Source organism: Nonomuraea sp. NPDC049504 (genome assembly GCF_040676845.1).
In the GTDB taxonomy this organism is placed as follows: domain Bacteria; phylum Actinomycetota; class Actinomycetes; order Streptosporangiales; family Streptosporangiaceae; genus Nonomuraea; species Nonomuraea salmonea.
Genome location: NZ_JBFAPT010000012.1, coordinates 73,751 through 99,206, shown reverse-complemented (window position 1 = coordinate 99,206; position 25,456 = coordinate 73,751). Strand labels below are relative to the sequence as shown.

Genomic DNA, 25,456 nt, shown 5'->3' with positions numbered 1-25,456 from the left:
GTCGGACGGGTGTGCCGCCTGGGGTAGGCGTCCGATTTTCAGATAGCGCACATGCTTGAGGGATGACCGAAGAACCGAGCGATCTGATACGCAGCGTCTCCCGTGCCCTTCGCGTCCTGGAGGAGGTCTCGCGCGCCGACCGGCCGCTGTCGGTCAAGGTCATCGCACGGCGGTGCGGGCTGAACCTGTCGACCTCCTACCACCTCGTCCGCACCCTGTGCTACGAGGGCTACCTGTACCGCTGCCCGGACGGCGACTACCTGCCGGGCACCCAGGTCGCCGAGCGCTTCCACGAGATGATCGACGCCTTCGACCGCCCGCCCCGCGCCTCGGTCGTGCTGCGTCACCTGTCGGCGGTGACGGGGCACACCGCGTACCTCGCGCAGCTGCTCGGCGGCCGGCTGATCGTGCTGGACGTCGCCGAGGGGCCGCGCTCCCCCTGGCTCGAGGACCTGCAGGCGGGCCTGGACACCGCGCCGCACGCCACCGCGCTCGGCAAGGCGCTGCTGCTCTCGCTCCCGCAGCGGACGCGGCGTGACATATTGACCGAGTACGGCCTGCGCCGCTTCACCTCCTCCACCCCCGCCAGCGTGGAGGACGTCGAGGAGGAGCTGGCGCGCTTATCCCCGGGGCAGGTGGTGGAGGAGCACGGGCAGTTCAGGGACGAGGTGGCCTGCGCGGGCGCGGTGGTGCCCGGCACGTCGTGGGCCATCGGCATCTCCGCCCATGGCCTGACCATCCCCGCCCGCGCCCGCGCCCGCCTTGAGGAGGCCGTCGGCGACCTGAAGTGAGAGGAACGGCATGAAGGTGATCCTGTTCGGGGCGACCGGCATGATCGGGCGCGGCGTGCTCAGGGAGTGCCTGGCCGACGAGCGGGTGACGGCCGTGCTGGCGGTCGGCCGCGCCCCCACCGGGGTCACGCACCCGAAGCTGCGCGAGGTGAGGCATGCCGCGCTCGACGACCTGAGCCCGGTCGAGGACGAGCTGCGCGGCCACGACGCCTGCTTCTTCTGCCTCGGGGTGTCGTCGGCGGGCATGCGGGAGCCCGGCTACCGCCGGGTCACCTACGACTTCGCGCTGGCGGCCGGCCGGACGCTGGCCAGACTCAGCCCGGGATCGACCTTCGTGTACGTGTCGGGCATGGGCACCGACGCCGGCGGGCGGGCCATGTGGGCCCGGGTGAAGGGCGAGACCGAGAACGCGCTGCTGGCGCTGCCGCTGGAGGCGTACATGTTCCGGCCGGGCTACATCCAGCCGGTGCACGGGGTGACCTCGCGCACGGCGCTCTACCGGTTGGCGTACATGGCGACCAGGCCGCTCTACCCGATCCTGCGGCGGCTGTTCGCCGCGCAGGTGACCACGACGGAGCGGATCGGGCAGGCGATGATCGCGGTGGCCGAGCGCGGGGCGCCGAAGCGGATACTCGGGCCCGCTGACATCAACGCCCTCTGAACTGATGATGGAATAACCCGGCGGGCTCTGGCGCTACCGTAGCCGTCAAATGTTCAACAGTCATGGATGGTGACTAAAGTGCAGTTCGGCATCTTCAGCGTGGGTGACGTCACCACCGACCCCACCACCGGCAGAACCCCGTCGGAGCACGAGCGGATCAAGGCGATGGTGGCGATCGCGCTCAAGGCGGAGGAGGTGGGTCTCGACGTCTTCGCGACCGGCGAGCACCACAACCCGCCCTTCGTGCCGTCCTCGCCCACCACCATGCTGGGCTACATCGCGGCCAGGACCGAGCGCCTGCAGCTGTCCACGGCCACGACGCTGATCACGACCAACGACCCCGTGAAGATCGCCGAAGACTTCGCCATGCTGCAGCACCTCGCCGACGGCCGGGTGGACCTCATGCTGGGGCGCGGCAACACGGGGCCCGTCTACCCGTGGTTCGGGCAGGACATCAGGCAGGGCATCCCGCTGGCCATCGAGAACTACGCGCTGCTGCACCGGCTGTGGCGCGAGGACGTCGTCGACTGGGAGGGCCGCTTCCGTACGCCGCTGCAGGGCTTCACCAGCACCCCGCGCCCGCTCGACGGCGTGCCGCCGTTCGTGTGGCACGGCTCGATCCGCAGCCCCGAGATCGCCGAGCAGGCCGCCTACTACGGCGACGGCTTCTTCGCCAACAACATCTTCTGGCCGAAGGAGCACTTCATGCGCCTGATCAACCTCTACCGGCAGCGCTACGCCCACTACGGCCACGGCACGCCCGAGCAGGCCGTCGTGGGGCTCGGCGGGCAGGTGTTCATGCGCAAGAACTCCCAGGACGCGGTACGCGAGTTCCGCCCCTACTTCGACAACGCCCCCGTCTACGGTCACGGCCCCTCGCTGGAGGAGTTCACGGCCGAAACGCCGCTCACCGTGGGCAGCCCGCAGCAGGTCATCGACAGGACGCTCGAGTTCAGGGAGCTCTTCGGCGACTACCAGCGCCAGCTCTTCCTCATGGACCACGCGGGCCTGCCGCTGAAGACCGTGCTGGAGCAGCTCGACATCCTCGGCGAGGAGGTCGTGCCGGTGCTGCGCAAGGAGTTCGCCAAGGACCGCCCCGCCGAGGTGCCCGGCGCGCCCACGCACGCGTCGCTGCTGGCGGCGCGGGACGCGACCGCTCCCGTCGGCGCCTGACCTGCCTTCCTTCGCTGCGAAAGGAGACCTCCCCTCATGAAGCTCGTCGTCGTCACGGCGGGACTGACCCAGCCCTCCTCCACCCGCCTGCTCGGCGACCGCCTGGGCGAGGCGGTCGCCCAGGCGGTCACCCAGGCGGTCACGGGGCGGGCGGAAGCCGCCGAGGTCGAGACCGTGGAGCTGCGCGACCTCGCCGTGGACATCGCCAACGCCTTCGTCACCGGCTTCCCCAACGGCCGGCTGCGCGCGGCCATCGAGACCGTGACCGCGGCGGACGCGCTCATCGCGGTCACGCCGATCTTCAGCGGGTCCTACAGCGGGCTGTTCAAGTCGTTCTTCGACGTGATCGACAACACCGCGCTGACCGGCAAGCCGGTGCTCATCGCGGCCACCGGCGGCACCGCGCGGCACTCGCTGGCGCTGGAGCACGCGCTGCGGCCGCTGTTCGCGTACCTGCGGGCCGTGGTCGTGCCGACCGCCGTGTACGCGGCCTCGGAGGACTGGGGCGGCGGCAGGGACGCCTTCACCGACGGGCTGGGCGAGCGCATCGAGCGCGCCGCCGAGGAGCTGGCCGCGCTGCTGCTCCACCGCGTGCCCCGGCGGCCCGAGCCGGAGGCGGTCGTGCCGTTCGAGCAGCAGCTCGCGGCACTGCGCCCGGGCGAGCCCGACTAGCGGGTGAACGCCCCGGGGCGGTGCCCCGGGGCGGGTGATCAGCGCTTGACCGAGACGACGTCGTACTTCGTGTCGGGGGCCGGGGTCGTGCTGAAGCGGGCGTTGGGGAGGTAGAGGCGGTGGCCGCGGGCGGCGACCGTCGTGGGCACGTCGAACTCGCGGTGGGTGATGCGCTTGACGAGCCTGCCCGATTCGCCGTCACGGGACAGCCTGATCACCGCGATCCGGTTGTCCCTGTTCTGGACGGCGTACAGGGTGCGGCCCTCCAGCAGCAGGCCGTCGCCGTTGGTCAGGTTCGTGCCCCGGAGCCGGACCTCCTCGGTGAACCCGGACCGCGGGTTGACCTCGAAGAGCTTGCCGGTGTTCGACTGGACGACGAGCAGCGAGCGGCCGTCGGGGCTCGCGACGATGCCGTTGGCGTTGATGCCCTCGCCGTACTTGATGGCTCCTCTGAGCCGGATCTTGACGGCCTTGGCGGGCAGCCTGCCGCGGCGGCCGAGGTCCAGCTTGTACAGGACGGGGTTGCTGGAGTCGGTGAAGTAGGCGGCCCGGCCGACGATGATCACGTCGTTGACGAACGACGTGCCGGTGGCGAGCCGGTACGACTTGAGCACCTTTCCGGTGCGCAGGTCGATCACCCGGGCGTCGCCCGCGTTGCCGCCCGCCACGAACAGCCGCCCGCGGCCGTCGGTCTCCAGGCCGAGCGACGGCGTGCCGGGGCCCTTGCTGATCACCCTCCCCCTGCCGGTACGCAGGTCGGCGCGGTAGATGTCGCCCGTGGCGCGCGAGCCGAAGTAGGCGTGGCCGCCGGCGATCGCGATGCCCTCCGGCTGGAAGCCGTTGGGCAGGGGGAACGTGTCGGTTCTCGTCGCCGCCTGCGCGGGGCCGTGGAGCGTGGCGCCGAGCAGGACCGCGGCGAGTGCGCTGAGTGCGGTCTTCTGGATCGCGGATCTCATGCGCCCACGATGCCCGCGGGATCTTCTGCGGCAAAGACCCGTTCGCGGCTTCTCAGATACTTCTCAGATTGTCCGCCCCATAGGTGCTGCTTCGTGGGTCCTGCGGCGGGCGGGCCCAGCGAGTAGGTTGGGACAGAGCCAAGCAAACGGGGTAGATCATGACAAATAGTGCCCGTCACGCTCTGGGAGTGCTCGCCGGGCTGCTCCTGCCCGCCCTGCTCGCCGCCGGCCTCTGGTACGGCGTGGGCGAGCTGTCCGTCACCGCCCAGCGGGAGCTGCGCGTCTCCTGGGTCGCCCTCGGGGTGCTGGCCGTCTCGGGGATCCTCCTCGCCTTCCTGGCCGGCTCGCGGCTGTCGCCCGTCGCCTCGCTGCTCGGCGGGCTGGCGTACACGGGGCTGGGCGTGCTGCCGTTCGCCGAGATCAGCACGGGGACGCGGCTGCTGCCCGACGCGTTGCTGCCGTCCTCCCTGCAGAGCGGGTTCATGACCTTGACGTACTCGGGGCTGCAGTTCCTGCTCGGCGTGGCGCTGCTGGTCGTGTCGGCGTTCCCGTCGCGGTGGCGGGGGCGGGAGCAGGCGGTGGACCCGTACGAGGGGCAGTGGCAGCCGGGGCCCTCCCCCTACCTGCCGCCGCCCACCGGGCGACCCGAGGACGCCACGCGCCCGATGTACCGCGAATGAGCCTGCCCGGGCCTGACAGAATGCCGCCATGCGCGACACGACGATCGACGACTTCCTGAGCCGGCTGGCCGACCGGGTGCCCGCGCCCGGCGGCGGCGCCACGGCGGCCCTGCACGCGGCGCAGGGAGCCGCGCTGCTCGGCATGGTGGCCCGCTACACCACGGGCGAGAAGTACGCCGCCCACGCCGAGACCGTCGACGCCGTGATCGCCGAGACCGACACGTTGCGGGCGCGGGCGCTGCGGCTGGCCGAGGAGGACGCGGCCGCCTTCACCGCCGTCACCGACGCGTACCGGCTGCCCAAGGGCGAGGAGCGCACCGCCACCATCGCCAGGGCCCTGGCCGGGGCGGCCGAGCCGCCCGCCCGCGTCATCGAGGCCGCCGCGCGCGTGGTCGAGCTGTGCGAGCTGCTGCTGCCGATCTGCAACCGCAACGTCCTCAGCGACGTGGCCGCCGCGGCGGACGCGGCCCGCGCCGCCCTCAGCACGGGCCGCGTCAACGTCGAGATCAACCTCGGCGGCATCAAGGACCAGCGGGTACGCGAGGAGCTGAACATCCGCATGTCCGGTGTCGACGCCGCCGTCGCCAGGGCAGACTGGGTGACCGCCGAAGTACGCGAACAGATCAAGCCGTGAGATCGGATGGCGGCGTCGGCCTGGGAGCAGGGAGCGAGCCGAGCGGTGGCCGCGGCGGCGCGTGAGGACAGGTGGCGGGTCCTGTGGGGGCATCCGTCCGACAGCAGGGGGCAGGACGACCGTTGAAGACACTGACCGGCAAGGACCTGGCGGCCGCGATCAGGGCGCAGACGCAGGCGGAGGCCGCAGCGGGGGTGCAGCCGCGACTGGCCGTGGTGGTGGCCACCGCCGACGAGGCGAGCCTGTGGTACGTCCGCTCGATCGCCAAGGCGGCGGCCGGCCTCGGCATCGCCTGTGACGTCGTCGACCTCGGTCCCGATGCCGCCCCCGACCAGATCGCCGAGACGCTGGCCAGGCTCTCCGCCGCGCCCGACGTCCACGGCGTCATGCTCCAGACCCCGCTGCCCCCGGGCGCGTCGGCGCAGCAGCTGGCCGCCGCCATCGACCCGCGTAAAGACGTCGACGGCGCCAACCCGCTCTCGCTCGGCCGGCTGGCCGCCGGGCTGCCCGCGTTCCCGCCCGCCACGGCGGCCGCCGTGATGGCGCTGCTCGACCACTACGAGGTGCCGCTGGAGGGGCGGCGGGCCGTGGTGGTCGGCCGCTCGACCGTGGTCGGCAAGCCGCTCGCCCACCTGCTGCTCGACCGGCACGCCACGGTCACCGTCGCCCACTCGCGCACCCGCGACCTCGCCTCGGTCACCGCGCGGGCCGAGGTGCTGGTCGCCGCCGCCGGACGCGCCGGCCTGATCGGCCGCGACCACGTGGCCCCCGGCGCCGTGGTCATCGACGTCGGCACCAACCCCACCGACGACGGCGGCCTCACGGGCGACGTCGACGCCACCGCCGTCGCGGACGTGGCCGCCGCCCTCACCCCGGTCCCCGGCGGCGTCGGCCCGGTCACCACCGCCCTCCTCCTCCGCCACACCGCCAGGGCCGCCAACCTCCCGTGACCTCCCCCGAACCACAGCGCACCGGTCATGTGGCGCAGGTCCGCGGCGGCCGGTGCCCCGGTGGTGTGGTGCGGGCCCTCTGTTGAGCTGCTCCCTTGCGCAGATCGTCCACCAGCCTTGATCGTTCATCTTTCCCATCTCGTGGAGGCCGGCGTTGCCTGACGTGCTCATCATTCAGAACAGCAGGAGCGGCGGTCCCGGCCGTCTGGGCGACTGGCTGGCCGAGTCCGGGTTGCGGCCTGACGTCGTCCTCGCCCACGAGGGGGCCGCGTTGCCCGAGCGGTTGCGGCATGATGCCCTGATCATGCTCGGCGGCGGTTATCTCCCGAGTGAGGACCACCGTGCGCCCTGGTTGCGGGACGCCCGCCGGCTCATGGGGCAGGCGCTGGCCGATGAGGTGCCGGTGTTCGGCATCTGCCTGGGCGGGCAGATGCTGGCCGAGGTGGCGGGCGGCGAGGTGACCGGCGATACCGGCCTGCCCGAGAACGGCAGCCTCCCCGTCACGATCAGGGCCGAGGCCGCCGCCGACCCGCTGTTCCACGGCCTGCCGCCCGTCGTGCCCGCCATCGAGCACCACAAGGACGCCGTCACCCGGCTCCCCGGCGGCGCCGTCCACCTCGCCGAGACCGAGCGCTGCCCGTACCAGGCGTTCCGGGTGGGTGAGCGGGCGTGGGGGGTGCAGTTCCATCCGGAGGTGGTGCCGGCGCGCATACGTCAGTGGGAGGTCGACGGGTTCGACCCCGACGAGGTCTATGCGCAGGCCGTGGCCGACGAGCCGGTGTCCACGCCGGTCTGGCGGCAGGTGGCCGGGCGTTTCGCCGCCCTGGCCACCGCACCCGGGCCGGGCGAGCGGCGCCGCTCGGTCAGCGGAGCGCGTCCGTGATGGCGCTCACGGCGGCCTGCCAGATCGGGGCCGTGGGAGCGATGACGTCGAAGTGCCCGCCGGGCAGCTCCAGGTACGTCACGTCGTCCCCCGCCGCCCTGGCCGCCACGGCGTAACGACGGGAGAAGTCGACCAGGTCCAGATCGTCCTCGGCCCCCTGGACGATGAGCTGCGGCACGCCCAGCGGCACGCGCCGGAGAGGCGACGACTCCGCGTACCGGTCGGCCCGCGCAGGCCCCGGCGGCCGGCCGAGCGACGGGTGGCCCAGTGCGGCGGCGACTGCGCCGGCGCTGAGCCAGCGGCGGTCGCCTGCTTCGAGGTCGAGTACGCCCGCCAGCGACACGGCCAGCGACACGAGGGCCCCGTCCGCCGCTGCCCGCAAGGCGAGTTGCCCTCCTGCCGAATGGCCGACGACGGCCACCCTGCTCAGGTCCAGCCCCAACCCGCCGGTGGCGCCCGGGTCGTGGAGGGTGGACAGGGCGGTGGCGATGTCGGCGGTCGTGGCATTCCAGCCGTGCAGGTCGGGGCGGCGGTACTCGATGTTCCACACGGCGAAGCCGCGTCCGAGGAGGTCGGCGCAGAGGGGCTCCATCAGGTCGGCGGCCCAGATCGAGCGCCAGTAGCCGCCGTGGATCAGCGCCACCACCGGGAGGCCGGTCCCGGTGGTGGTCCACGGCTCCTGTGCCCCGTCACGTCCGTCCGCATGGCGGCGTGTTTCCGGCACGTACAGGTCGGCCCACTGGTCGGGCTCGGTTCCGTAGGTGACGCACCTGATGCCGGGGTAGCGCATGCGGTGCACGGCGTGTCGGATGCCCCACGCCAGCCCCTGGAGGCCGCGCCCTTGGATACGCCGCACGCCCTCCCCGGAGTCCGTGCGTTCGAGGTCCACCCAGACGGTCACCGGTGGGGCCGTCACCGGGCCGGTGGGTCGATCGACGACCACGGCGGCCTCGCACGTCCCGAGCAGGACCTGCAGGTGGGTGGGGTCTTCGGCGAACGCGACGGCCCCCGTCACACCCTGGGCCGCGAACTCGCGGTCGGCGATCTCCCTGAGCAGCCGGGTGTCCGCCACCACCCCGGGACCGACCACGACCAGGACCTCGCTCATGATCCCCGACCTTACAGAACGGGATAGCTTGGGCGGGTGCATGTGGAGCAGCTTCATCCCTGGCCGTCGAGCGTTCCCGAGGCGGAGGCCCTTCAGGATCGGCTCAGGTCCAGGGTCGAGCTGGACGGGCCGTCCGCGTTCGAGCTGATCGCGGGGCTCGACGTGCACTATCGCGGCGATGACGCGCTGACGGCGGCCGTGGTCGTGCTGGACGCGGGCACGCTGGAGCCGGTGGAGCAGGTCGTGGCGCACGGGGAGGCGGCGTTCCCGTACGTGCCGGGGCTGTTCGCCTTCCGCGAGCTGCCCGCGCTCGTGACGGCGCTAGAACGGCTCAAGACCACGCCTGACCTGCTCGTCTGCGACGGGTACGGACTCGCGCACCCGCGCGGGTTCGGCCTGGCGTGTCACCTGGGCGTGCTGACCGGGCTGCCGTCGCTCGGAGTGGGCAAGACGCCGTTCGTCGGCACGCACGAGCCGCCCGGAGACGAGCGCGGCTCCTGGACGCCCATCGTCCACGAGGGCGCGACGGTGGGCCGCGCCCTGCGCACACAGCGGGGCGTCAAGCCGGTGTACGTCTCCCAGGGCCACCGCATCGCACTGGACGTCGCCACCGGGCAGGTCCTGCGCCTGGCGGCCCGCTACCGCCTGCCGGAGCCGATCCGCCACGCCGACCACCTCGCCAGACACCCGTGACGGTCGCCGGGCCCGGCCCCCGCGCGGGCCGGGCGGCCGAGCCCCCGGCCCGCGGGTCAGCGGCGCCAGGCCCAGACGAGCAGCCAGACGCTGAGCCCGAAGAGGCCCATCCCGAGCGGTACGTGCGCCGCCACCGCCCCCGACCCGCCCAGCATCGACTGGACGAACCCGAGCAGCAGCACCGCCGCGCTCACCACCGCCGGCCACCCGGCGCCCCGCCCCGGCCGCCACAGCAGCACGGCGACGACGAGCTGCACCAGCCCCAGCAGGTGCACCGCGCTCGCCCCCATGCCGTGCAGGCCCGCCGCTCCCCCGCTCATGAGCTGCCCGGCCGTCACCGCCTGGAGCAGCACGGCCAGCGTGTTGAGCACGGTGACGACCTTGAACGTGGTGGCGTATCCGGTCTTGCCGGCGACCTCGGTGACCACTCGACTTCTCCCTCTGACCGCTGTGGACGAAGGTCTTCAGCATGTCGGCGGGAGATCGGGCCGGGCATCCGCCGTACGTCGCGGTCCTGTCTACGCCCGCTGATGTATCAGGTGCTGCATCAGGTGCGGCGGTGCGCACCTGACGAGGCCAGCGGCGGCAGGATCGCCTGGGCGTCCGCGCCGCCGAACCACAGGCCGATCACGAACGCGGCCGTCGCCTCCAGCAGCATCGCGCGGTCGAGGCCGCCGCCGTCCACAGGGGTGCAGCCGAGGGCGGTGACCAGCGTACGGGCGGCGTCCAGCGCCTCCTGGTCGTCGCCGCACAGGGGCACCGCCAGCGGACGGCCGTCGAACACCGGCGGGGTCATCCGCCACACGTCCACGTTGCACAGGTTGAACGCCTTCACCACGTGGCCGCCGGTGACGTCGGCGATCAGGCGCGCGATGGGGCGGGTGGGGTCGTAGGCGAAGATGTCGGCGGTGTTGACGACGTCGATGAGCGGCTTGCCGCGCAGGGCCGTACCGGTGGCTCTGAGTGTGTCGGCCAGGCCCGCCTCCCTGACCGCCACCACGACGACCTCACCGAACGCGGCCACCTCCGCGAACGACCCACTTCGCACCTCTCCCGGCCCTCCGCGCGATCCGGGCCGCACCTCGCCCGGCCCGCTGGACGATCCCGCCCCAACCTCCTCCGGCCCGCCAGAAGAGGTTGGCCGCACCTCGCCCGGCGTGGTGGCGAGGGCGGCGGTCATGGTCTTCGCGCGTGTGGCGCCGCTCGACTCGTTCCGGCCGCTGACCATCACCTCGTGTCCGGCACGTGCCCACTGCGTGCCCAGGGCGTCCGCCATGCCGCCCGCGCCCAGGATCCCGATCCGCATATGTCCTGCCTTCCATCCATAAGCCCCCCGATGTGGGGCTTTACCGTGATAGGAGGACACTAGAAAGCTCGTCGCACACCATTCGGTGCCTAACGGAGGCCGCTGTTGTTCCTCGCCGACTGCCAGGCCAGGCTGGCCTTCGACCTGCTGGGCAACACGTGGAACGCGGTCGTGCTGTGGGCGCTGCGGCACGGCCCGCGCCGGCCGGGAGAGCTACGCGACACGATCGGCGGCATCAGCACCAAGGTGCTGACCGAGACGCTGCGCCGCCTGGAGTACAACGGCCTGGTGACCCGTCACGCGTACGCCGAGGCCCCGCCCAGGGTCGAGTACGAGCTCACCGCGCTCGGCCACTCCCTGCTACCCCCGATCGCGGCGTTCGGCGAATGGGCCTTTGACCACGCCGACGAGGTGCTGGAGGCGCAGGATCGGTTGGACGGCACCCGTTCTCCCTGAGTTCACTTAGACGCAGTGTTACTGAATAACTACTCTGGGTAACTAGACGGAGGTTGTTCCTCACCAACTCCCAGGAGGTTCCATGCACGTCGCTTTGCGCAGGGCAGCCGTCGCCGCCGTCGTCGCCGGTGGTCTCACGCTGCTGGCCGCACCCGCGTCGCACGCCGTCGTCGATCCCGCCCTCGTGCTCGGCTGCGTCTCCACCGCCACCGACCTCACCACGCTGATCGACCCCGCCGCTCCCGGGCTGCCGGCCGAGCTGCCCCTGACGGGCTGCCTCGCGCCCTGACGCGACACCGGTAAGGGACCACCCCTCGACACGGTACGGACGGCGCCCCCCATGCCGTCCGGTCCCAGCCATCGAAGCGCAGCAGCAAGGAGTTCCGTTGAAGGCACGAGTCCTGCTCGCCGTCGCCGCCCTGGCGATGGCGTTCGGCACGCCCCCTATCGTCCTCGACACTCTCGGCTCGTTGGATCCGCCCCTCATTGAGATGCACACCTTCGTCCAGCACATCAACATCCTGACGTCGTAGTGCGTCTCGCGCAGGTGCCCGTGACCGACACGCCGGCCGGGCCAGTGTCCCCGCTCCGGCGTGTCGGTTACGTCATGTTCCTCAGCCGATGGATCCAGGTGCCGCTCTACCTCGGGCTGATCGTGGCCCAGGTCGTCTACGTGTGGCGCTTCATGGCGGAGCTGGTCCATCTGGTCCACCTGGGCTTCGGCGGCACGCCGGCGGAGACCACCGTGATGCTGATCGTCCTCGGGCTCGTGGACGTCGTGATGATCTCGAACCTGCTCATCATGGTCATCATCGGCGGCTACGAGACGTTCGTCTCCCGATTGCGCATCGAGGGGCATCCCGACCAGCCGCAATGGCTCTCGCACGTGAACGCCAACGTGCTGAAGGTCAAGCTGGCGATGGCGATCATCGGCATCTCCTCCATCCACCTCCTCCAGATATTCATCAACGCGGCACGTCCTGAAATCACCGACAGGGAGCTCATATGGAAGACGCTGATCCACCTGACCTTCGTGGTCTCGGCCCTGGCGCTCGCCATGATCGACCGCATCATGGCAGGCGGGCGTCCCAGCCACGGCACCGGCAGCAGCGAGGACACCGGCCAGATGCCGCAGCAGCGGATGGCCGCCTAGAGCGGCCGGACAGGGCACGGCTCCCTGGCGCGGCCGCACCGGCGAACGCGGCAGCGGCCAACGCGGCAGCGGCCAACGCGGCAGCGGCGACGGCGACGGCGACGGCGACGGCGGCAGTGTCAGTGGCGATGGCGGCAAGAGCGACGGCGGCCACCCCGGGTGGGCTGCGGGTCGCTCGGCTGGGGGGTGCGGCCGGGATCGCGGTCGTGGCGATGGCGCTGCTCGGCGGCCCCGCCAAGGCGGTGCAGCCGCCCCCGGCGCAGCCGGCCGCGAACGCCGCCGGGCCCGCGCAACCCGCAAAACCGCAGCCCGCCGAGCCCGCACAGCCGACCGAGGCCGCGCAGCCCGCCGAGGCCCCGCAGCCCGCCGAACCGGCGGAGCCCCCTGAGGCGGCCGAGGCGCCGCCCAAGACCGGCGGGTCCCTGATCGGCAACGTCATCATCTTCAATGACGAGATCGTCGAGCCGGTGTCGCTGCCCGTGACGACCTGTGGCGGGCTGGTGCCGCTGCTCAGCAAGGCACCCGGGTCCTGCCCGGGCGCCTCGCGGGTATCGGACGACGACGCCTGAGGAGGGACGCGTGAGGACGTACGTGCCCGCCCCCCGCACGGGCGGGCACGCCTCACCCCGTCAGCGTCGCGGGATCCCGCGACCGAGGCTCAGGGGAAAGAGCGCCTCCAGGGCGGCGGCGACGCCGTCCTCGTCGTTCGACAGCGTGCGGTGCCGGGCCGCCGCCAGCACGAGCGGGTGCGCGTTGGCCATCGCGTAGCCCGCGCCCGCGTACATGAGGACGGCCAGGTCGTTGGGCATGTCGCCGAACGCCACCACCTCCCCGGCGTCGATTCCCCGCTCCTGGCAGATCCGGTCCAGCGTGGCCGCCTTCGTCACCCCGGCCGCGCTGATCTCCAGCAGCCCCTCCACTCCCGAGTACGTGACCTCCGCCAGGTCACCGATGGCGTCGGCCACGGCGGCGTACATGTCGTCCGCCGTGTGCGCGGCCGACATGGCGAGCAGTTTGACGATGGGCTGGCCGGCGTCGAACACCGAGGCGACCTCCCGGTAGAAGGCCATGTCCGCCTCGATTCGCCGGGTGTAGGCGGACTCGGCCAGCACGTTCCTGCCCGTCTCGATGGCCAGGCCGACGCCGGGCAGCACCTGGGCCAGGGTCTCCGCGACCTCGCGGGCGGCCGACGGGGTGAGTGGGCTGCTGTGGGTGATCTCGTCGGTGGCGACGTCGTACACGATGGCGCCGTTGCTGCAGATGGCGGTGCCGTCCACGCCGGTCCGCGCGGCGATCTCCCTGACGCCGCGCGGGGCCCGCGCGGTGACGAAGACGATCTCGGCGCCGGCGGCGCGGGCCGCGCGCAACGCCTGCCTGGTACGCGGGCTGACGGTGCCGTCTGACGTGAGGAGGGTGCCGTCGAGGTCGGTGGCCACGATGCGCGGGAACGGTGTGGGAGTCACGAACGTGATTATCCCGACTTCAATCCCTAGATCACCTGCTAGGCATTGTTATGGTACGCACGTGTCCTCGAACACGCCCCCTTCGAACCCGCCCCCGCCCGACGGCTCGCCCTGGGCGAACCCCTCCGGAGATCCACTGACCTCGAACACGCGGTCCAGGAACGTGCCGTATGCGGACACGCCGCCCGGGCACACGCCGCCCGGAAACGTACCGTATGCGGACACGCCGTCCAGGCACACGCCGCCCGGAAACGTACCGTATGCGGACACGCCGCCCGGGCACACGCCGTTCGCGGACGCGGCCGCATTTCCCCCGCCGCCCCGGCCCTCCCTGCTCGCGGTGGACCGGCCGGCCGATCGGCTGGCGTCGGTGTTCCGGTTCGCCGTCGAGCTGGTGGCCTGGGTGGCCGTCCCGTGGGCGCTGGCCGGGTATTCGATCCCGCTGGCCGTGCTCTCCACGGTGCTGCTGATCGGGCTGCCGACGTTCTTCGCCACCCCCGGCGACAAGCGGCACGTGGTCGTGGCGGTGCCGGGGTTCGTGACGATCGGGCTGGTCCTTCTGCAGGTCGTGGCGGCCGTGGCGGCGGCGTGGACGGTGTGGCACGCCGTGGCGGCCGCGGTGGTCACGGTACTGGCGGTGGTGACGGTGGTGCTGGAGCTGCCGCGCTGGCGGTGGCTGCTGTCCCGCGCACCCAGGCCCCACTGACCCAGCCCTCGCTGGATCCAGGCCCCGCTGGATCCAGGCCCCGCTGGATCCAGGCCCCGCTGACCCCCGCTGACCGAGGCCCCGCGGCCGCCGGGCGGTCGGACCCGCGCCGTCGCCGGAATCAGATGCGCATCTCCGACGGGAGGAGGCCGGCGGCGTCGGGGAGTTCCAGGCCGAGGAGGCGGCCGGAGTCGCCGTAGTCGAGGACCACACCTTCCGCAGCGACCTGACGAACCACCTCACCTGGCACTATTTCATTCTTCATCGCGATATAGGCGATGTTCCGTTCGTCGTCCACGGTGACGTACACCGTCTGGGCCCGCTGACCGCCCGGTACGCCCTCCCAGGACAGCAGCCCCTCCTTGGCCTCGTGCGAGCCCGCCAGCGCCGCCCGCACCATGACCATCGCCCGCTCGACCGCCTCCAGCGAGTCGAGCCCCGTCACCTTCCGCTCGTGCTCCCACCCCTCCAGCCCGTCGATCCGGTACGGGCACGACCACTCGCCGGTGGGCTCCTCGTACGGCAGGCCGATGGTGACGACCACTTCACGCGGCGGATCGGTACGCAACGCCAGCACCCGTTGGGCGATCTCGTACATGTCTGCTGATCTACCCATAGGGCCGCACCCGGAAGACTCGGTTAGGCAACGCCGGGCCCCGTGCCTTATCGTCGCCGGAGAACCATTCGTGCCACGCCGCCCAGGGGCCGCCGCCGTCGCGGCCGTGAGGAAGCCTCCTTGACATCCTCCCCCTCGTGAACGAGGGAGGTCCCACGGTCGCCCGTGAGGGTTCCTGCTTCACAGCCGGTCGCCCGTCCGAGAGGACTCTCGTTGAGGTCTTACACCCGCTCCACAGGCGTTTCAGCTCTCCGCCAGCCCGGCGGCGAGCACGTTCCTGGCCGCGTTCACATCCCGGTCATGGACCGCACCACAGGCACAACTCCACTCCCGGACGTTCAGCTGCATCTTCTCCCGCAGGGCCCCGCACGCCGAGCACAGCTTCGACGACGGGAACCAGCGGTCAACCGCCACCACAGTCCGCCCGTACCACGCGGCCTTGTACTCCAGCATGCCGCGCATCTCTCGCCACGAGGCGTCGCAGATGGCGCGAGCCAGACTACGGTTCTTGACCATGGTGCGGACGGTCAGGTCTTCCACGGCGATCACTTGGTTCTCGCGAACAAGCCGTGTCGTGACCTTGTGCAGGTGATCTCTTCTGCGGTCGGCGATCCGGGCGTACACCCTGGCGACCGTCACTCTGGCCTTGGCCCGGTTGTTCGACCCCTTCTCCTTTCGGGCCAGGGCCCGCTGAGCCTTGGCCAGCCTGCGCCGATCGGCGCGCTCATGCTTGGGGTTGACGATCTTCTCGCCGGTCGAGAATGTCAGCAGCGCGGTGATGCCGGCGTCTACACCGACGCTGCGCCCGGTAGGCGGGAGCGGGCTGATCTTCTCCTCGACCAGGAGGGACACGAACCAGCGTCCCGCGCTGTCGCGGGAGACGGTGACCGTGGACGGCCGCGCACCCTCCGGCAGCGGACGCGACCACACGATGGCCAGCGGCGTGTCCATCTTGGCCAGCGTCAACTCCCCGTCACGCCAGCGGAACGCCGAGCGGGTGTACTCCGCCGACGCCCGGGACCTCTTCCGGGACTTGAACGTGGGGTACTTGACGCGCTTGGCGAAGAAGTTCGCGAACGCCGCCTGAAGATGCCGCAACGCCTGCTGAAGAGGAACCGACGACACCTCCGACAGGAAGCCGCACTCGCCGCTGCGCTTCCACTCCGTCAGCCGCGCAGAAGACTCCACATAGGAGACACGGCGGCCTTCCAGCCGGTAGGCGCGGGTGCGCTCCTCGAGTGCCTTGTTGTAAACGAGACGGACGCAACCGAACGTCCGGGCAAGCTCCAAGGCTTGCTCGGGGGTCGGGTGGAAGCGGTACTTGTAGGCCCGCTTCACGATCTGCGCCACAACCCACAACCTACCGCCGATCAACAACAGGTCGCATGCGTGTTCGATGAATACGGTTCGCCTGACGGCGAACCGGCTGCCCCTGTCCTGCTCCGCAGGGGTCCGATTCCTCCCCCGCCTGAAGGCGGGGGTTGCCACGGAGGTATCTGATGAACGAGTCGTTCGGGACCCGCCTTCGCGCCAGGCTCGACGCGTACGGGCCGCTCTGTGTCGGTATCGATCCCAGCCCCGCGCTGCTGCACGCCTGGGAGCTCGACGACGCGCCGGCCGGGATCGAGCGGTTCAGCCGCACGGTCGTCGAGTCCGTCGCCGACGTCGCCGCCGTCGTCAAGCCGCAGTCGGCCTTCTTCGAGCGCTGGGGCAGCCGCGGCATCGCCGTGCTGGAGCGCACCATCGCCGACCTGCGCGAGGCGGGCACGCTGGTGCTGCTCGACGCCAAGCGCGGCGACGTCGGCAGCACCATGACGGCCTACGCGGAGGCCTACCTCGACCGGGGCAGCCCGCTCGCGGCCGACGCGGTGACGCTCAGCCCGTATCAGGGGTTCGGGTCACTGGAGGGCGCGATCACGTCGGCGGTGGCCAACGACGCGGCCGTGTTCGTGGTGACACGCACCTCCAACCCCGAGTCGGCGGACTTCCAGCAGCCGGTGGCCGGGCAGGTGCTGGCGGGCGCCGTGGCCGCGAACGCGGGACACTCGCCGTTCGGGCCGGTCGGCCTGGTGATCGGGGCGACGCTGCAGCGGCTCGACCTGCCGCTCGACGACCTCAACGGCCCCATCCTGGCGCCGGGGATGGGCGTCCAGGGGGCGACGCCGGCCGACGTGGCGCGGCTGTTCGGGCCGGTACGCCACGCCGTCGTGCCGTCCGTCTCCCGTGCCGTGCTCGCCGACCCGCAGCGGCTGCGCGCCCGCGTGCTGCGCTACCGCGACGAATGCGCCGCCCACCTGTCACCTCAGACCGCCGCTCACCTTTGACCGGCGGCTCCCTCGGGGCCGTTCAGTTCTGAACGGCGGCTCTCCCGTGGGTGCTCAAACCTGAACGGCTGTCCCCTCGCGGGCCCGCGCGACGGCGGCCATGACGGCGTGCACCGACGCCGTCAGCACCGAGGTGTCCTGGGCCGCGCCCCAGCGGGTGACGCCGCCCGCGCGCAGCTCGACGTACGCGATGGCCCTGCCGCCCCTGCCGGGGTCGAGCGCGTGCTCGGCGTAGTGCAGGATGTCCGCCTCCGTGCCGCCGGCGGCGAGCGCCGCCGTGAGCGCGGCCAGCGGGCCGTTGCCGGTGCCGTGCACGCGGCGCCCGCCGGGCAGCGTCCCCTCGAACACGTGCACCCCGGGAGCCTTCTCCACCGTCCTCCACTCCACCGGCGCGGCGCCCTCGCCCGGCGCGACGTAGGTGGCGTGGAACAGCTCCCACAGCTGCTCTGCGGTGATCTCCTCGCCGCTGCCGTCGGTGGCCCGCTGCACGACCGACGAGAAGTCGATCTGCAGGCGGCGCGGCAGCTCCAGGCCGTAGCGGGTGTGCAGCAGGTACGCGATGCCGCCCTTGCCCGACTGGCTGTTGACGCGGATGACCGCCTGATAGTCGCGGCCCACGTCGGCGGGGTCGATCGGCAGGTACGGCACCTCCCACGGCGCCCGCTCGGGCGGCACGCCCAGGTCGGCGGCCCGCTTGGCGTGGTGGGCCAGGCCCTTGTTGATGGCGTCCTGGTGGGTGCCGGAGAAGGCGGTGTAGACGAGGTCGCCGGCGTAGGGGTGGCGGTCGGGCACCGGCAGCCTGTTGCAGTGCTCGACCACCCGGCGCACCTCGTCGATGTCCGACAAGTCCACCATCGGGTCGACGCCCTGGGAGTGCAGGTTGAGCGCCAGCGTCACCAGGTCCACGTTGCCGGTGCGCTCGCCGTTGCCGAACAGGCAGCCCTCCACCCGCTGCGCCCCCGCCAGCACGGCCAGCTCGGCGCAGGCCACGCCGGTGCCGCGGTCGTTGTGCGGGTGCACCGACAGGATCACCGCGTCCCTGCGGTCGAGGTGGCGGTGCATGTACTCGATCTGGTCGGCGTACACGTTGGGCGTCGCCACCTCGACCGTCGCCGGCAGGTTGTGGATCACCGGGCGGTCGGGTGAGGCGTCCCACAGGGCCGTCAGGCCGTTGCAGACCTCCAGGACGTAGTCCGGCTCGGTGAGGTTGAACACCTCAGGCGAGAACTGGAAGCGGATGTCGCGGTCGCCCGCCAGGCGGGCGACGTGCTCGGCGGCGTCCCTGATCAGGGCGTGCAGCTCGGCCCTGTCGTGGCCGAGCACGACCTCGCGCCAGGTCGGGGCGGTGGCCGTGTAGAGGTGCACGACCACGCGGGACATGCCCTCGATGGCGGCGAACGTACGCTCGATCAGGTCGCGCCTCGCCGCCGTGAACACCACCACGCTCACGTCGTCCGGCACCATGCCCGGGGTGGCCAGGTGGCGGACGAAGTCGAAGTCGGTCTGGCTGGCCGAGGGGTAGCCGACCTCGATCTCCTTGTAGCCCATCGTGGTGAGCAGCTCGAACATACGGCGCTTGCGTGCCGGGTCCATCGGCTCGGCCAGCGCCTGGTTGCCGTCGCGCAGGTCCACCGGGACCCACAGGGGCGCCTCGGTGATGCGCCGCGCGGGCCAGGCGCGGTCCGCCGCCGGCACCTCCACGCGGTCGTGGGCGGGGCGGTAGCGGTGGTACGGCATCGCGCTCGGGCGCTGCCGGTTCCAGTCGTACATCTTTTCTCTGTCCTTCGGTCGCTCTTCGGGGGACCGGCGGGCACCCTGACCACCGCGGCGGGGTGCCGGTCCGGTCAGGCCCCGCCGCGGCGGCCGAGAAGCAGCAGACCGTACGACATGCGGGCTAGACTAACCACATCACAGGTCCTCAGACAACCTGAGAGGTTGACGCCCATGCCGCTCGGCTCCCTTCGCCCCAGCCCGCTCGTCGAGCAGGCCACCGAGCATCTGCGCGAGCAGATCACCCAGGGAGAGTGGCCGGTCGGCACCCGGCTGCCCGGGGAGAACACGCTGGCCAAGACGCTGGGGGTGGGGCGCTCGACCGTGCGCGAGGCGTTGCGGGCGCTCGCCGGCGCCGGGCTGGTGCAGGCGCGGCAGGGGTCCGGTGTCTACGTGATCGCCACCGAGCCGGCCGAGGACTGGCCCGCCCGGCTGCGGCGGGCCGCCATCACCGACGTGTACGAGGTCCGCGTCATCGTCGAGACCCAGGCGGCGCGGCTGGCGGCGGAGCGGCGTACCGAGGAGGACGTGGTGGCCCTGGAGGCTGCTCTGGCCTCCCGCGCCCGGGCGGCGGATGGCGACGACGCCGCCTTCGTCGCCGCCGACATCGCGCTGCACGCGGCGGTCGTGGCAGCGGCCCGCAACCCCGTGCTCACCGACCTGTTCGAGGAGTTCGCACCCGTGCTCAGGGAGGGGCTGATCTCCCTGATGGAGCTGCTGTCGCTACGCGAACACGACCCCAACATCGGCCACGACACGCACGCGGCACTGGTGGCCGCGATCAGGAACGGCGACGCCGACGCCGCCGCCGAGACCCTGCACACCGAGCTGCACCAAACCCTGACCCACCTCCACACGCACCCCGCACCCCGCAGCTGACCGCAGTCACCACCGCCGTCCTCAGGAGGTGGAGGGCGACCAGCGAACTTGTCCGCCGACCGCAGCCACCACCAATGTCTTCTCAAGCCCCCAACGGCTACTGCGACATCGGTGGCACCGGCGTCTCCTGTCCCGTTGGGTTGACTCTGGTGACGCATAGGCATACGTAGGAGCCCGGTTTTTTGCTACTTGGAGTAGCGAACTGAGCTCGTGAGCCCGATTCAAGCGCAGGACATCCGTGTCAAGAGCGCCCGTGGTCGTTGGCCGGTGGAGGCGGCGGCGATCTGTGCAGAGGAGGCTGGAGGACCACCCGCCCGCTGGGCAGAGGAGACGGTGGCCTCGTGAAGGGCCGGTCAGCCGGTGGGGCCGATGTCGGGGCGGATGATGTCCTCTTCCTCGTCGAGCAGCTCTTCCGGTTCCGGCTCGTCCTGCTCGTCGGGTGGGTCGGCGGACACCGGGCGGCGGGTGCGCGGGGTGCTGCAGCCGGAGCGTTCCGCGACGATGTCGCTCTCGCCGTCCACGCCGCCGATCGCTTCGGGGAGCTCATCGGATGTCTTCCTCATGCCTCCCACCTGCCCCGATGCCCGGTTTGCTACCTTCCGGGCATGCCCTTATACACGCAGCGCCCCACCGCCCGCGTCATTCTGGCCGATCCCGGCGACCAGGTGCTGATGCTCCGGTTGCTCCCGCCCGATCCCTGGCCGCGCGTGCTCTCCTGGCACCTGCCCGGCGGCGGCATCGAGCCGGGTGAGAGCGCGGCCGACGCGGCCGTACGGGAGGCGTGGGAGGAGACCGGCCACGTGCTGGACCCGCAGGCTCTCGTCGGGCCGGTGGCCACGAACGAGGGCCCCTGGTCGAACCTGGGACGCCACTTCTACAGCGTCCACACCTACTTCTTCGCCCGGGTGGCGGCGGCGACGCTCGAGCCCGGCGCGCTGGAGGACTACGAGGTGGAGGAGCTGGCGCGGGGGCACCGGTGGTGGCGTGCCGACGAGCTGGCCGCCGTCCAAGAGCCGGTCTTCCCGCCCGGACTGGCCGGCATCCTGCCGGCCCTGCTCGCCGGCGACAGACCGGCGGAGCCGGTCAAGCTCGGCTGGTGATCGGCCGGTCGCCACCCGAATCGGCCGGCCGGCCGAGCCCAGGCGGGGAGGCCCCGAGCCGGAGCGGGCAAACCCTGAAGTCCGGCGCGGGCAAGCACGGGGGCCGGCGCGGGCAAGCACCGGCAGATGCGGCGGATGTTCAGGTGAGGGTGTCTTCTATGTCGCGGCGGGAGGGCATCGAGGTGCTCGCGCCCTCCCGCTGCACCGACAGCGCCGCCGCCGCCGAGGCGAACTCCAGCGCCCGCGGCACCGCCATCCCCTCGGACCGGGCGACGGCGAGGGCGCCGACGAACGTGTCACCGGCCGCGGTCGTGTCCACGGCGTTCACCTTGACGGCGGGCACCCGGTGCCGCTCCCCCGAACGCGCCCCGTAGAGCGCGCCTTCCGAGCCGAGCGTGATGACCGCTTCTGGCACGAGTTCGAGCAGCGCGTCGAGGGCCCCGTCGGGAGTGGAGACGCCGGTGATGGCGGCCGCCTCGTGCTCGTTCGGGACGATCGTGGTGACGGCCTCGAGCAGCTCGGCCGGCAGCGGCTGGGCGGGCGCCGGGGTGAGGTAGACGTGGACGGCGGACACCCGGGCGGCCTGCGCGGCCCCGGCGACGGCCTCCATGGGCAGCTCCAGCTGGAGCAGCAGCGCCTGGGAGCTCGCGATGGCGGCCAGGTCGGAGCCGGACGGCCCGGTGACCGTGCCGTTGGCGCCGGGGACGACGATGATCGAGTTGCCGCCCGAGTCGTCCACCACGATGTGCGCGATGCCGCTGGGCCCCGGCACCTGGCGCAGCCCGCGTACGTCGACTCCGGCGTCGGCGAGCGTGACCCGCATCTCGGCGCCGAACCCGTCGTCGCCCACGGCCCCCAGGAACGCCACCTCACCGCCCGCCCGCGCCGCGGCGATCGCCTGGTTGGCGCCCTTGCCGCCGGGCACGGTGCGGAAGCGGTGGCCGGTGACGGTCTCACCACGCCGGGGGGCCTGGGAGACGTACGCGACGAGGTCCATGTTGGCGCTGCCGAAAACCGAGATCATGACGCCATCATCTCCTGTGTACGCGCGGCCAGCTCGGCAAGACCCACCCCGTCGAACCCGGTCAGGCTGCTGGCCAGGCTGTCGCGCATGCGCCAGCGCTCGGGCACGCCGCCGCCCAGCGCGCCTGCCACGGATCCGGCGGTGGCTCCCGCGGAGTCGGTGTCCCAGCCGCCGGCGACCGCGCCCGCGACGGTGGCGGTGAAGTCGCCGTGGCCGTGCACGAGGGTGGCGGCGACGAGGGCGGCGTTGTTGACGGTGTGCACCCAGTGGAGGTGCCCGTGGCGTTCGTGCAGGCGGTCGATGACCCGTTCGAAGTCGGGCTCGCTCCGGGCGTCGGCGACGGCGAGGGTGACGGCCTCGTGCAGCCGCGACCCGGCGGGCACCACGGACAGCCCGGCCCGCACGACTTCGTCGGCCGACGTGGCGACCAGCGAGGCGGCGCACATCGCGGCCGTGAACATGGCCCCGTAGACGCCGTTGGCGGTGTGGGTGAGGCGGGCGTCGCGCCAGGCGTACTCGGCGGCGGTGGCCGGGTCGCCCGGGTTGACCCAGCCGTACACGTCGGCCCTGATGAGCGCGCCGATCCACTCCCTGAACGGGTTGCGGCGGGTGGCGGTGGCGGGCGGTTCGAGGCCGTCGAGGAGGTTGCGGTACGCGACCCGCTCGGCGGTGAACGTGCGCCCTGCGGGCAGCTCGTCCAGCCAGAGCTTGGCGACGTCGTCGGTGGTGAAGCCGCGCCCGTGGCGCTCCAGCACGGACAGGGCGAGCAGCGGGTAGTTGAGGTCGTCGTCCTCGGGGACGCCGTCGATGTTCTCGGCCAGGGAGTTGACGGCGCTGCGGCGGTTCCACGGCCAGCGTCGGGCGACGTCGTCCGGCAGGCCCTTGGCGGTGAACCAGCCGGTGATCGGCCAGTTGCCGGTCGACTCGGCGATCTCCCTGATGCCCTCGCGCGGGATCTTCTCGACGGGTTTGCCGAGCACGCATCCGGCGGCCCGGCCGAGCCAGGCGCCCAGCACCCGGCCGGGGTCCACGCCGGCGCTCCCCTGCCGGGGCGCGGGCCAGTCGGGGCAGGCGGCGATGATGCCGTCCAGGTCGGACGGCTCGCCGGGCGGCACCGGGAGCGCGGCCAGCTCGTCCAGCAATTCCTCGGCCAGGCCGCGCAGCCGGGCGGCCCCGGGCTCCGAGGCGCCGGCGCGCGGCGGCGCGTCGTGGCCGCCCGCGGCGTGCCAGCGGGCGGCGATCTCGCGGGCGTCGCGGCCGTCCTCGGCGGCCTGGCGCAGCTCGTGCCCGATCAGGTCCTCGGGCTGGACCCAGGTGAGCCGGATCATGCGTCGAGCTCGGCGAACGCGGCCTCGTGGGCGCGGCGGCGGGTGACGTCGGCGGTGTGCAGGCGGCGCGCGACCTCGGCGATGGCACGCCCCGGGGCCACCAGGTCCGTACGGCTTGCCGTGCCGACCTGCTCGACCCACTCGGCCGGCACACTGGACAGCCCGCCGAGCGCGCCCGCGATGGCGCCGCCCATGGAGGCGATCGAGTCGGCGTCGCGGCCGTAGTTGACGCCGCCGAGCACGGTGTCGCGGTAGTCGCCCTTGGCGATCACCAGGAAGGCGAGGGCGAGCGGCAGTTCCTCGATGCTGTGCACCCTACTCGGCCTGCGCGCGCCCAGCCCCTGGTCGCGGTAGGTGTCGGCGACCGTGTCGTACGGGCGGACGGCCGCGCGCAGCGCCTCGAACGAGCCCTCCCAGTGGCCGAGCCCCGAAGCGGTCTCGCAGACGGCCTCGATGGCGGCCCTGGTGCCGTCCTTGGCCAGGCGCAGGCAGGCGCCGACCACGGAGTCCGCGGTGGCGCCCGGCCGCATGGCCTCGGCGACGGCGGCGGCCATCACGCCCGCGGCCTCGCGGCCGTAGCTGGACTGGTGGGCGCCGCCCAGGTCGAGCGCCTCGGCGTAGGCGGCGTCGGGGTCGGCGGCGTTGACGATGCCGACGGGGGCGACGTACATGGCGGCGCCGCAGTTGACGATGTTGCCGACACCGGCCTCGCGCGGGTCGGCGTGGCCGTAGTGCAGGCGGGCCACGATCCACTTCTCGGCCAGGAAGATGCGCTGCAGCGGCAGCGCCTCGGCCTCCAGCTCGGGGATCCAGCGCTTCTCGCCCATCAGCTCGGGCACGAGGTGCTCGGCCACCGCGTACGCGTCCAGGTGGCGCCCGGCCTTCTCGTAGACGCGGATCAGCGCGTGCGTCATCAGGGTGTCGTCGGTGATGTGGCCGTCGCCCTTGTGGTAGGGGGCGATGGGCCTGGCGTTGCGCCAGTCGGCGTTGTACGGCGGCACGATGCCCTCGACACGGCCCCCGTAACGTTCCACGATCTGTTCGGCGGTCCAGCCTTCGGTGGCGCCGCCCAGCGCGTCACCGACCGCCGCCCCCGCCACGCAGCCAGTCGCCCTGTCCTCAAGCGGCGTCATGCGATTCCCTCCGAAAGTGTGTCCGCTATTTCGATCAAGTCTCGGCCCGCCAGGTCGGGCAGGCAGCAGCCGGTGAGCGTGCGGGACGAGGCGGTCCACCCCTCCGGGACCGCCTCGTACCCGCCGCAGGCTCCGGTGAGCGCTCCGGTGAGCGCGGGCGCCGAGTCGGCCAGCGCGGCCAGGCAGGCCGCCGCCGGCACGGCGCGGGTGAGGTCGCCGCCCGCCGCCTCGGCCAGCGCGAGCGCGGCCGGCACGGTCTGCGCGGCGCCGACGCCGTAGCTGTAGACGTGGTCGACCAGGGCCGCGTCCAGCGCGGGGACGGCGGCGAACGCGTCGCCCGCCTTCCGCGCGACGGCCAGCGCGAGCCGGGCGTTGTGCCCGATGGCGGTGTCCTCGGGCAGCTCGGCCAGTGCCGCCTCGACCGCCGCGCCCACCCGTCCGGACGCGACGGCCGCGGTCACGGCGGCGGCCATCGCGCGGGCGGCCAGCACGCCGTCGCCCGCGTTCGTCACCTGCGCGTCGGGGGTCGGGTCGCTGCCGGCGGCCCCGTACGCGACCGCCCTGACGGCGGCGGCGTCGTCGAAGTGGTGCGGGTTGTCGTGGCCCGACGCGGGCGGCGCGACCCCCTTGGCCAGGTTGTCCAGCGCGGTCGCGACGGAGATGCGGGCCCTGATGCTCTCCGGCCCGGTGCCCGGGCGTACGGGCACCAGCTCCCCGTACGCCTCCGCGCGCGGCCTGCCGATGGTGAGCGCCGTCCAGGCGAGCCATTCGGCGTCGTCCGACGGGCCCAGCCGCAGCGGCGCGACCGGCTGGTTCAGCGCGAACGGCACCGGCAGCGTGGTCACCCGATGCTCCTCGGCGAACGCGTCGAGCTCGCGGTGCAGGCGGCGGCTCCAGGGCGCGTGCCGGGCCGAGCGGTGCCGGGTCGCGGGCCAGCCCGCGGCGTCACCGGCGGCGAGCCCGGCGAAGGCTCCCCTGATTCTGTCCCCCGACATGT

31 protein-coding genes are annotated in these 25,456 nt (G+C 72.5%); 18 read left to right on the top strand and 13 right to left on the bottom strand.

Annotated features, from left to right (window positions below):
* Nucleotides 1–62 precede the first annotated feature (62 nt).
* From AB0K28_RS23415 to AB0K28_RS23400, 4 genes are all read left to right on the top strand, one after another.
* Complete coding sequence (locus tag AB0K28_RS23415; RefSeq protein ID WP_364373534.1) at nucleotides 63–791, top strand: helix-turn-helix domain-containing protein; 729 nt, start codon at nucleotides 63–65, stop codon at nucleotides 789–791.
* 10 nt (nucleotides 792–801) lie between these two features.
* The gene (locus AB0K28_RS23410) at nucleotides 802–1,452 is read left to right on the top strand and encodes an NAD(P)H-binding protein (RefSeq protein ID WP_364373531.1); all 651 of its coding nucleotides are present in this window, start codon (nucleotides 802–804) and stop codon (nucleotides 1,450–1,452) included.
* A gap of 78 nt (nucleotides 1,453–1,530) precedes the next feature.
* A complete protein-coding gene (locus AB0K28_RS23405; RefSeq protein ID WP_364373528.1) occupies nucleotides 1,531–2,625 on the top strand; it encodes an LLM class flavin-dependent oxidoreductase in 1,095 nt (364 codons plus the stop codon).
* Between the two features lie 36 nt (nucleotides 2,626–2,661).
* Nucleotides 2,662–3,297, top strand: coding sequence for an FMN reductase (locus AB0K28_RS23400; RefSeq protein WP_364373525.1), 636 nt, complete (start codon nucleotides 2,662–2,664; stop codon nucleotides 3,295–3,297).
* Nucleotides 3,298–3,335: 38 nt separating this feature from the next.
* Here the strand turns inward: AB0K28_RS23400 and AB0K28_RS23395 are convergent, their stop codons facing one another.
* Nucleotides 3,336–4,253, bottom strand: coding sequence for a superoxide dismutase (locus AB0K28_RS23395; protein ID WP_364373522.1), 918 nt, complete (start codon nucleotides 4,251–4,253; stop codon nucleotides 3,336–3,338).
* A 158-nt stretch (nucleotides 4,254–4,411) separates the two neighbouring features.
* On the opposite strand from AB0K28_RS23395, the gene AB0K28_RS23390 reads away from it, so the two are divergent.
* The 4 genes from AB0K28_RS23390 (at nucleotide 4,412) to AB0K28_RS23375 (ending at nucleotide 7,400) form a co-directional block, all read left to right on the top strand.
* Complete coding sequence (locus AB0K28_RS23390) at nucleotides 4,412–4,933, top strand: hypothetical protein (protein ID WP_364373519.1); 522 nt, start codon at nucleotides 4,412–4,414, stop codon at nucleotides 4,931–4,933.
* Nucleotides 4,934–4,961: 28 nt separating this feature from the next.
* On the top strand, nucleotides 4,962–5,567 hold the full coding sequence (locus tag AB0K28_RS23385) for a cyclodeaminase/cyclohydrolase family protein (RefSeq protein ID WP_364373516.1): 606 nt from the start codon (nucleotides 4,962–4,964) through the stop codon (nucleotides 5,565–5,567).
* Nucleotides 5,568–5,689: 122 nt separating this feature from the next.
* Entirely contained in the window at nucleotides 5,690–6,517 is an 828-nt protein-coding gene (locus AB0K28_RS23380) for a bifunctional 5,10-methylenetetrahydrofolate dehydrogenase/5,10-methenyltetrahydrofolate cyclohydrolase (RefSeq protein ID WP_364373513.1), read from the top strand.
* 163 nt (nucleotides 6,518–6,680) lie between these two features.
* Entirely contained in the window at nucleotides 6,681–7,400 is a 720-nt protein-coding gene (locus AB0K28_RS23375) for a type 1 glutamine amidotransferase (RefSeq protein WP_364373860.1), read from the top strand.
* Here the strand turns inward: AB0K28_RS23375 and AB0K28_RS23370 are convergent.
* Nucleotides 7,381–8,508: an alpha/beta hydrolase gene (locus AB0K28_RS23370; RefSeq protein WP_364373510.1), complete on the bottom strand. Its 1,128-nt coding sequence runs from the start codon at nucleotides 8,506–8,508 to the stop codon at nucleotides 7,381–7,383. The genes AB0K28_RS23375 and AB0K28_RS23370 overlap by 20 nt on opposite strands.
* Nucleotides 8,509–8,544: 36 nt before the next feature.
* Here AB0K28_RS23370 and AB0K28_RS23365 point away from each other — a divergent pair, with 36 nt between their 5' ends.
* Nucleotides 8,545–9,201, top strand: a complete 657-nt coding sequence (locus AB0K28_RS23365; RefSeq protein WP_364373507.1) for an endonuclease V — start codon at nucleotides 8,545–8,547, stop codon at nucleotides 9,199–9,201.
* A gap of 56 nt (nucleotides 9,202–9,257) precedes the next feature.
* Here AB0K28_RS23365 and AB0K28_RS23360 read toward each other — a convergent pair whose 3' ends face one another.
* Both AB0K28_RS23360 and AB0K28_RS23355 read right to left on the bottom strand, forming a co-directional pair.
* Nucleotides 9,258–9,629 (bottom strand): hypothetical protein, encoded by a 372-nt coding sequence (locus tag AB0K28_RS23360; protein ID WP_364373504.1) that lies wholly within the window; start codon nucleotides 9,627–9,629, stop codon nucleotides 9,258–9,260.
* Between the two features lie 119 nt (nucleotides 9,630–9,748).
* Entirely contained in the window at nucleotides 9,749–10,507 is a 759-nt protein-coding gene (locus AB0K28_RS23355; RefSeq protein ID WP_364373501.1) for an NAD(P)-binding domain-containing protein, read from the bottom strand.
* 105 nt (nucleotides 10,508–10,612) lie between these two features.
* Here AB0K28_RS23355 and AB0K28_RS23350 point away from each other — a divergent pair, with 105 nt between their 5' ends.
* The 5 genes from AB0K28_RS23350 to AB0K28_RS23330 all read left to right on the top strand — a co-directional run bounded on the left by AB0K28_RS23350 (nucleotide 10,613) and on the right by AB0K28_RS23330 (nucleotide 12,685).
* Nucleotides 10,613–10,963: a helix-turn-helix domain-containing protein gene (locus AB0K28_RS23350; RefSeq protein ID WP_345386496.1), complete on the top strand. Its 351-nt coding sequence runs from the start codon at nucleotides 10,613–10,615 to the stop codon at nucleotides 10,961–10,963.
* An 82-nt stretch (nucleotides 10,964–11,045) separates the two neighbouring features.
* Nucleotides 11,046–11,252 carry a hypothetical protein gene (locus AB0K28_RS23345; RefSeq protein ID WP_345386498.1) on the top strand — a complete coding sequence of 69 codons (207 nt, stop codon included), beginning with the start codon at nucleotides 11,046–11,048 and terminating at the stop codon, nucleotides 11,250–11,252.
* Between the two features lie 97 nt (nucleotides 11,253–11,349).
* Entirely contained in the window at nucleotides 11,350–11,496 is a 147-nt protein-coding gene (locus tag AB0K28_RS23340) for a hypothetical protein (protein WP_345386500.1), read from the top strand.
* A gap of 74 nt (nucleotides 11,497–11,570) precedes the next feature.
* Nucleotides 11,571–12,116 carry a TIGR00645 family protein gene (locus AB0K28_RS23335; RefSeq protein WP_345386502.1) on the top strand — a complete coding sequence of 182 codons (546 nt, stop codon included), beginning with the start codon at nucleotides 11,571–11,573 and terminating at the stop codon, nucleotides 12,114–12,116.
* A gap of 128 nt (nucleotides 12,117–12,244) precedes the next feature.
* Nucleotides 12,245–12,685: a hypothetical protein gene (locus AB0K28_RS23330; protein ID WP_364373495.1), complete on the top strand. Its 441-nt coding sequence runs from the start codon at nucleotides 12,245–12,247 to the stop codon at nucleotides 12,683–12,685.
* Between the two features lie 60 nt (nucleotides 12,686–12,745).
* On the opposite strand, the gene AB0K28_RS23325 is transcribed toward AB0K28_RS23330, so the two are convergent.
* A complete protein-coding gene (locus AB0K28_RS23325; protein ID WP_364373492.1) occupies nucleotides 12,746–13,579 on the bottom strand; it encodes an HAD family hydrolase in 834 nt (277 codons plus the stop codon).
* A gap of 340 nt (nucleotides 13,580–13,919) precedes the next feature.
* Between AB0K28_RS23325 and AB0K28_RS23320 the strand changes: the two genes are divergently transcribed.
* Complete coding sequence (locus AB0K28_RS23320; RefSeq protein ID WP_345386508.1) at nucleotides 13,920–14,285, top strand: hypothetical protein; 366 nt, start codon at nucleotides 13,920–13,922, stop codon at nucleotides 14,283–14,285.
* Between the two features lie 121 nt (nucleotides 14,286–14,406).
* Here AB0K28_RS23320 and AB0K28_RS23315 read toward each other — a convergent pair whose 3' ends face one another.
* Nucleotides 14,407–14,901: a DUF2283 domain-containing protein gene (locus AB0K28_RS23315; protein WP_364373489.1), complete on the bottom strand. Its 495-nt coding sequence runs from the start codon at nucleotides 14,899–14,901 to the stop codon at nucleotides 14,407–14,409.
* 243 nt (nucleotides 14,902–15,144) lie between these two features.
* A complete protein-coding gene (locus AB0K28_RS23310; RefSeq protein WP_345409257.1) occupies nucleotides 15,145–16,251 on the bottom strand; it encodes an RNA-guided endonuclease TnpB family protein in 1,107 nt (368 codons plus the stop codon).
* A 149-nt stretch (nucleotides 16,252–16,400) separates the two neighbouring features.
* On the opposite strand from AB0K28_RS23310, the gene pyrF reads away from it, so the two are divergent.
* Nucleotides 16,401–17,225: an orotidine-5'-phosphate decarboxylase gene (gene pyrF, locus AB0K28_RS23305; RefSeq protein WP_345386512.1), complete on the top strand. Its 825-nt coding sequence runs from the start codon at nucleotides 16,401–16,403 to the stop codon at nucleotides 17,223–17,225.
* A gap of 54 nt (nucleotides 17,226–17,279) precedes the next feature.
* Here pyrF and leuA read toward each other — a convergent pair whose 3' ends face one another.
* The gene (leuA, locus tag AB0K28_RS23300) at nucleotides 17,280–18,995 is read right to left on the bottom strand and encodes a 2-isopropylmalate synthase (protein ID WP_345386514.1); all 1,716 of its coding nucleotides are present in this window, start codon (nucleotides 18,993–18,995) and stop codon (nucleotides 17,280–17,282) included.
* Between the two features lie 174 nt (nucleotides 18,996–19,169).
* On the opposite strand from leuA, the gene AB0K28_RS23295 reads away from it, so the two are divergent.
* Nucleotides 19,170–19,874: an FCD domain-containing protein gene (locus AB0K28_RS23295; protein ID WP_364373484.1), complete on the top strand. Its 705-nt coding sequence runs from the start codon at nucleotides 19,170–19,172 to the stop codon at nucleotides 19,872–19,874.
* Nucleotides 19,875–20,227: 353 nt separating this feature from the next.
* Here AB0K28_RS23295 and AB0K28_RS23290 read toward each other — a convergent pair whose 3' ends face one another.
* Nucleotides 20,228–20,437: a hypothetical protein gene (locus tag AB0K28_RS23290; protein WP_345386518.1), complete on the bottom strand. Its 210-nt coding sequence runs from the start codon at nucleotides 20,435–20,437 to the stop codon at nucleotides 20,228–20,230.
* Between the two features lie 42 nt (nucleotides 20,438–20,479).
* On the opposite strand from AB0K28_RS23290, the gene AB0K28_RS23285 reads away from it, so the two are divergent.
* Nucleotides 20,480–20,974, top strand: coding sequence for an NUDIX domain-containing protein (locus AB0K28_RS23285; RefSeq protein WP_364373481.1), 495 nt, complete (start codon nucleotides 20,480–20,482; stop codon nucleotides 20,972–20,974).
* Nucleotides 20,975–21,113: 139 nt separating this feature from the next.
* Here AB0K28_RS23285 and rbsK read toward each other — a convergent pair whose 3' ends face one another.
* The 4 genes from rbsK to AB0K28_RS23265 are packed head-to-tail and all read right to left on the bottom strand — an operon-like array spanning nucleotide 21,114 to nucleotide 25,454.
* Nucleotides 21,114–21,998: a ribokinase gene (gene rbsK / locus AB0K28_RS23280; protein WP_364373478.1), complete on the bottom strand. Its 885-nt coding sequence runs from the start codon at nucleotides 21,996–21,998 to the stop codon at nucleotides 21,114–21,116.
* The gene (locus AB0K28_RS23275; protein ID WP_345386522.1) at nucleotides 21,995–23,326 is read right to left on the bottom strand and encodes an ADP-ribosylglycohydrolase family protein; all 1,332 of its coding nucleotides are present in this window, start codon (nucleotides 23,324–23,326) and stop codon (nucleotides 21,995–21,997) included. The genes rbsK and AB0K28_RS23275 overlap by 4 nt, the downstream gene beginning before the upstream one ends.
* On the bottom strand, nucleotides 23,323–24,459 hold the full coding sequence (locus AB0K28_RS23270) for an ADP-ribosylglycohydrolase family protein (protein WP_364373474.1): 1,137 nt from the start codon (nucleotides 24,457–24,459) through the stop codon (nucleotides 23,323–23,325). The genes AB0K28_RS23275 and AB0K28_RS23270 overlap by 4 nt, the downstream gene beginning before the upstream one ends.
* Nucleotides 24,456–25,454: an ADP-ribosylglycohydrolase family protein gene (locus tag AB0K28_RS23265; RefSeq protein WP_364373471.1), complete on the bottom strand. Its 999-nt coding sequence runs from the start codon at nucleotides 25,452–25,454 to the stop codon at nucleotides 24,456–24,458. The genes AB0K28_RS23270 and AB0K28_RS23265 overlap by 4 nt, the downstream gene beginning before the upstream one ends.
* Nucleotides 25,455–25,456: the final 2 nt, after the last annotated feature.

Coding starts and splice junctions, on each gene's coding strand:
- AB0K28_RS23415 (WP_364373534.1), top strand. CDS start 63: ATGACCGAAGAACCGAGCGATCTGATACGCAGCGTCTCCCGTGCCCTT.
- AB0K28_RS23410 (WP_364373531.1), top strand. CDS start 802: ATGAAGGTGATCCTGTTCGGGGCGACCGGCATGATCGGGCGCGGCGTG.
- AB0K28_RS23400 (WP_364373525.1), top strand. CDS start 2,662: ATGAAGCTCGTCGTCGTCACGGCGGGACTGACCCAGCCCTCCTCCACC.
- AB0K28_RS23395 (WP_364373522.1), bottom strand. CDS start 4,253: ATGAGATCCGCGATCCAGAAGACCGCACTCAGCGCACTCGCCGCGGTC.
- AB0K28_RS23390 (WP_364373519.1), top strand. CDS start 4,412: ATGACAAATAGTGCCCGTCACGCTCTGGGAGTGCTCGCCGGGCTGCTC.
- AB0K28_RS23385 (WP_364373516.1), top strand. CDS start 4,962: ATGCGCGACACGACGATCGACGACTTCCTGAGCCGGCTGGCCGACCGG.
- AB0K28_RS23370 (WP_364373510.1), bottom strand. CDS start 8,508: ATGAGCGAGGTCCTGGTCGTGGTCGGTCCCGGGGTGGTGGCGGACACC.
- AB0K28_RS23355 (WP_364373501.1), bottom strand. CDS start 10,507: ATGCGGATCGGGATCCTGGGCGCGGGCGGCATGGCGGACGCCCTGGGC.
- AB0K28_RS23345 (WP_345386498.1), top strand. CDS start 11,046: ATGCACGTCGCTTTGCGCAGGGCAGCCGTCGCCGCCGTCGTCGCCGGT.
- AB0K28_RS23335 (WP_345386502.1), top strand. CDS start 11,571: ATGTTCCTCAGCCGATGGATCCAGGTGCCGCTCTACCTCGGGCTGATC.
- AB0K28_RS23330 (WP_364373495.1), top strand. CDS start 12,245: ATGGCGGCAAGAGCGACGGCGGCCACCCCGGGTGGGCTGCGGGTCGCT.
- AB0K28_RS23315 (WP_364373489.1), bottom strand. CDS start 14,901: ATGGGTAGATCAGCAGACATGTACGAGATCGCCCAACGGGTGCTGGCG.
- pyrF (WP_345386512.1), top strand. CDS start 16,401: ATGAACGAGTCGTTCGGGACCCGCCTTCGCGCCAGGCTCGACGCGTAC.
- leuA (WP_345386514.1), bottom strand. CDS start 18,995: ATGTACGACTGGAACCGGCAGCGCCCGAGCGCGATGCCGTACCACCGC.
- AB0K28_RS23295 (WP_364373484.1), top strand. CDS start 19,170: ATGCCGCTCGGCTCCCTTCGCCCCAGCCCGCTCGTCGAGCAGGCCACC.
- AB0K28_RS23290 (WP_345386518.1), bottom strand. CDS start 20,437: ATGAGGAAGACATCCGATGAGCTCCCCGAAGCGATCGGCGGCGTGGAC.
- AB0K28_RS23285 (WP_364373481.1), top strand. CDS start 20,480: ATGCCCTTATACACGCAGCGCCCCACCGCCCGCGTCATTCTGGCCGAT.
- rbsK (WP_364373478.1), bottom strand. CDS start 21,998: ATGATCTCGGTTTTCGGCAGCGCCAACATGGACCTCGTCGCGTACGTC.
- AB0K28_RS23275 (WP_345386522.1), bottom strand. CDS start 23,326: ATGATCCGGCTCACCTGGGTCCAGCCCGAGGACCTGATCGGGCACGAG.
- AB0K28_RS23270 (WP_364373474.1), bottom strand. CDS start 24,459: ATGACGCCGCTTGAGGACAGGGCGACTGGCTGCGTGGCGGGGGCGGCG.
- AB0K28_RS23265 (WP_364373471.1), bottom strand. CDS start 25,454: ATGTCGGGGGACAGAATCAGGGGAGCCTTCGCCGGGCTCGCCGCCGGT.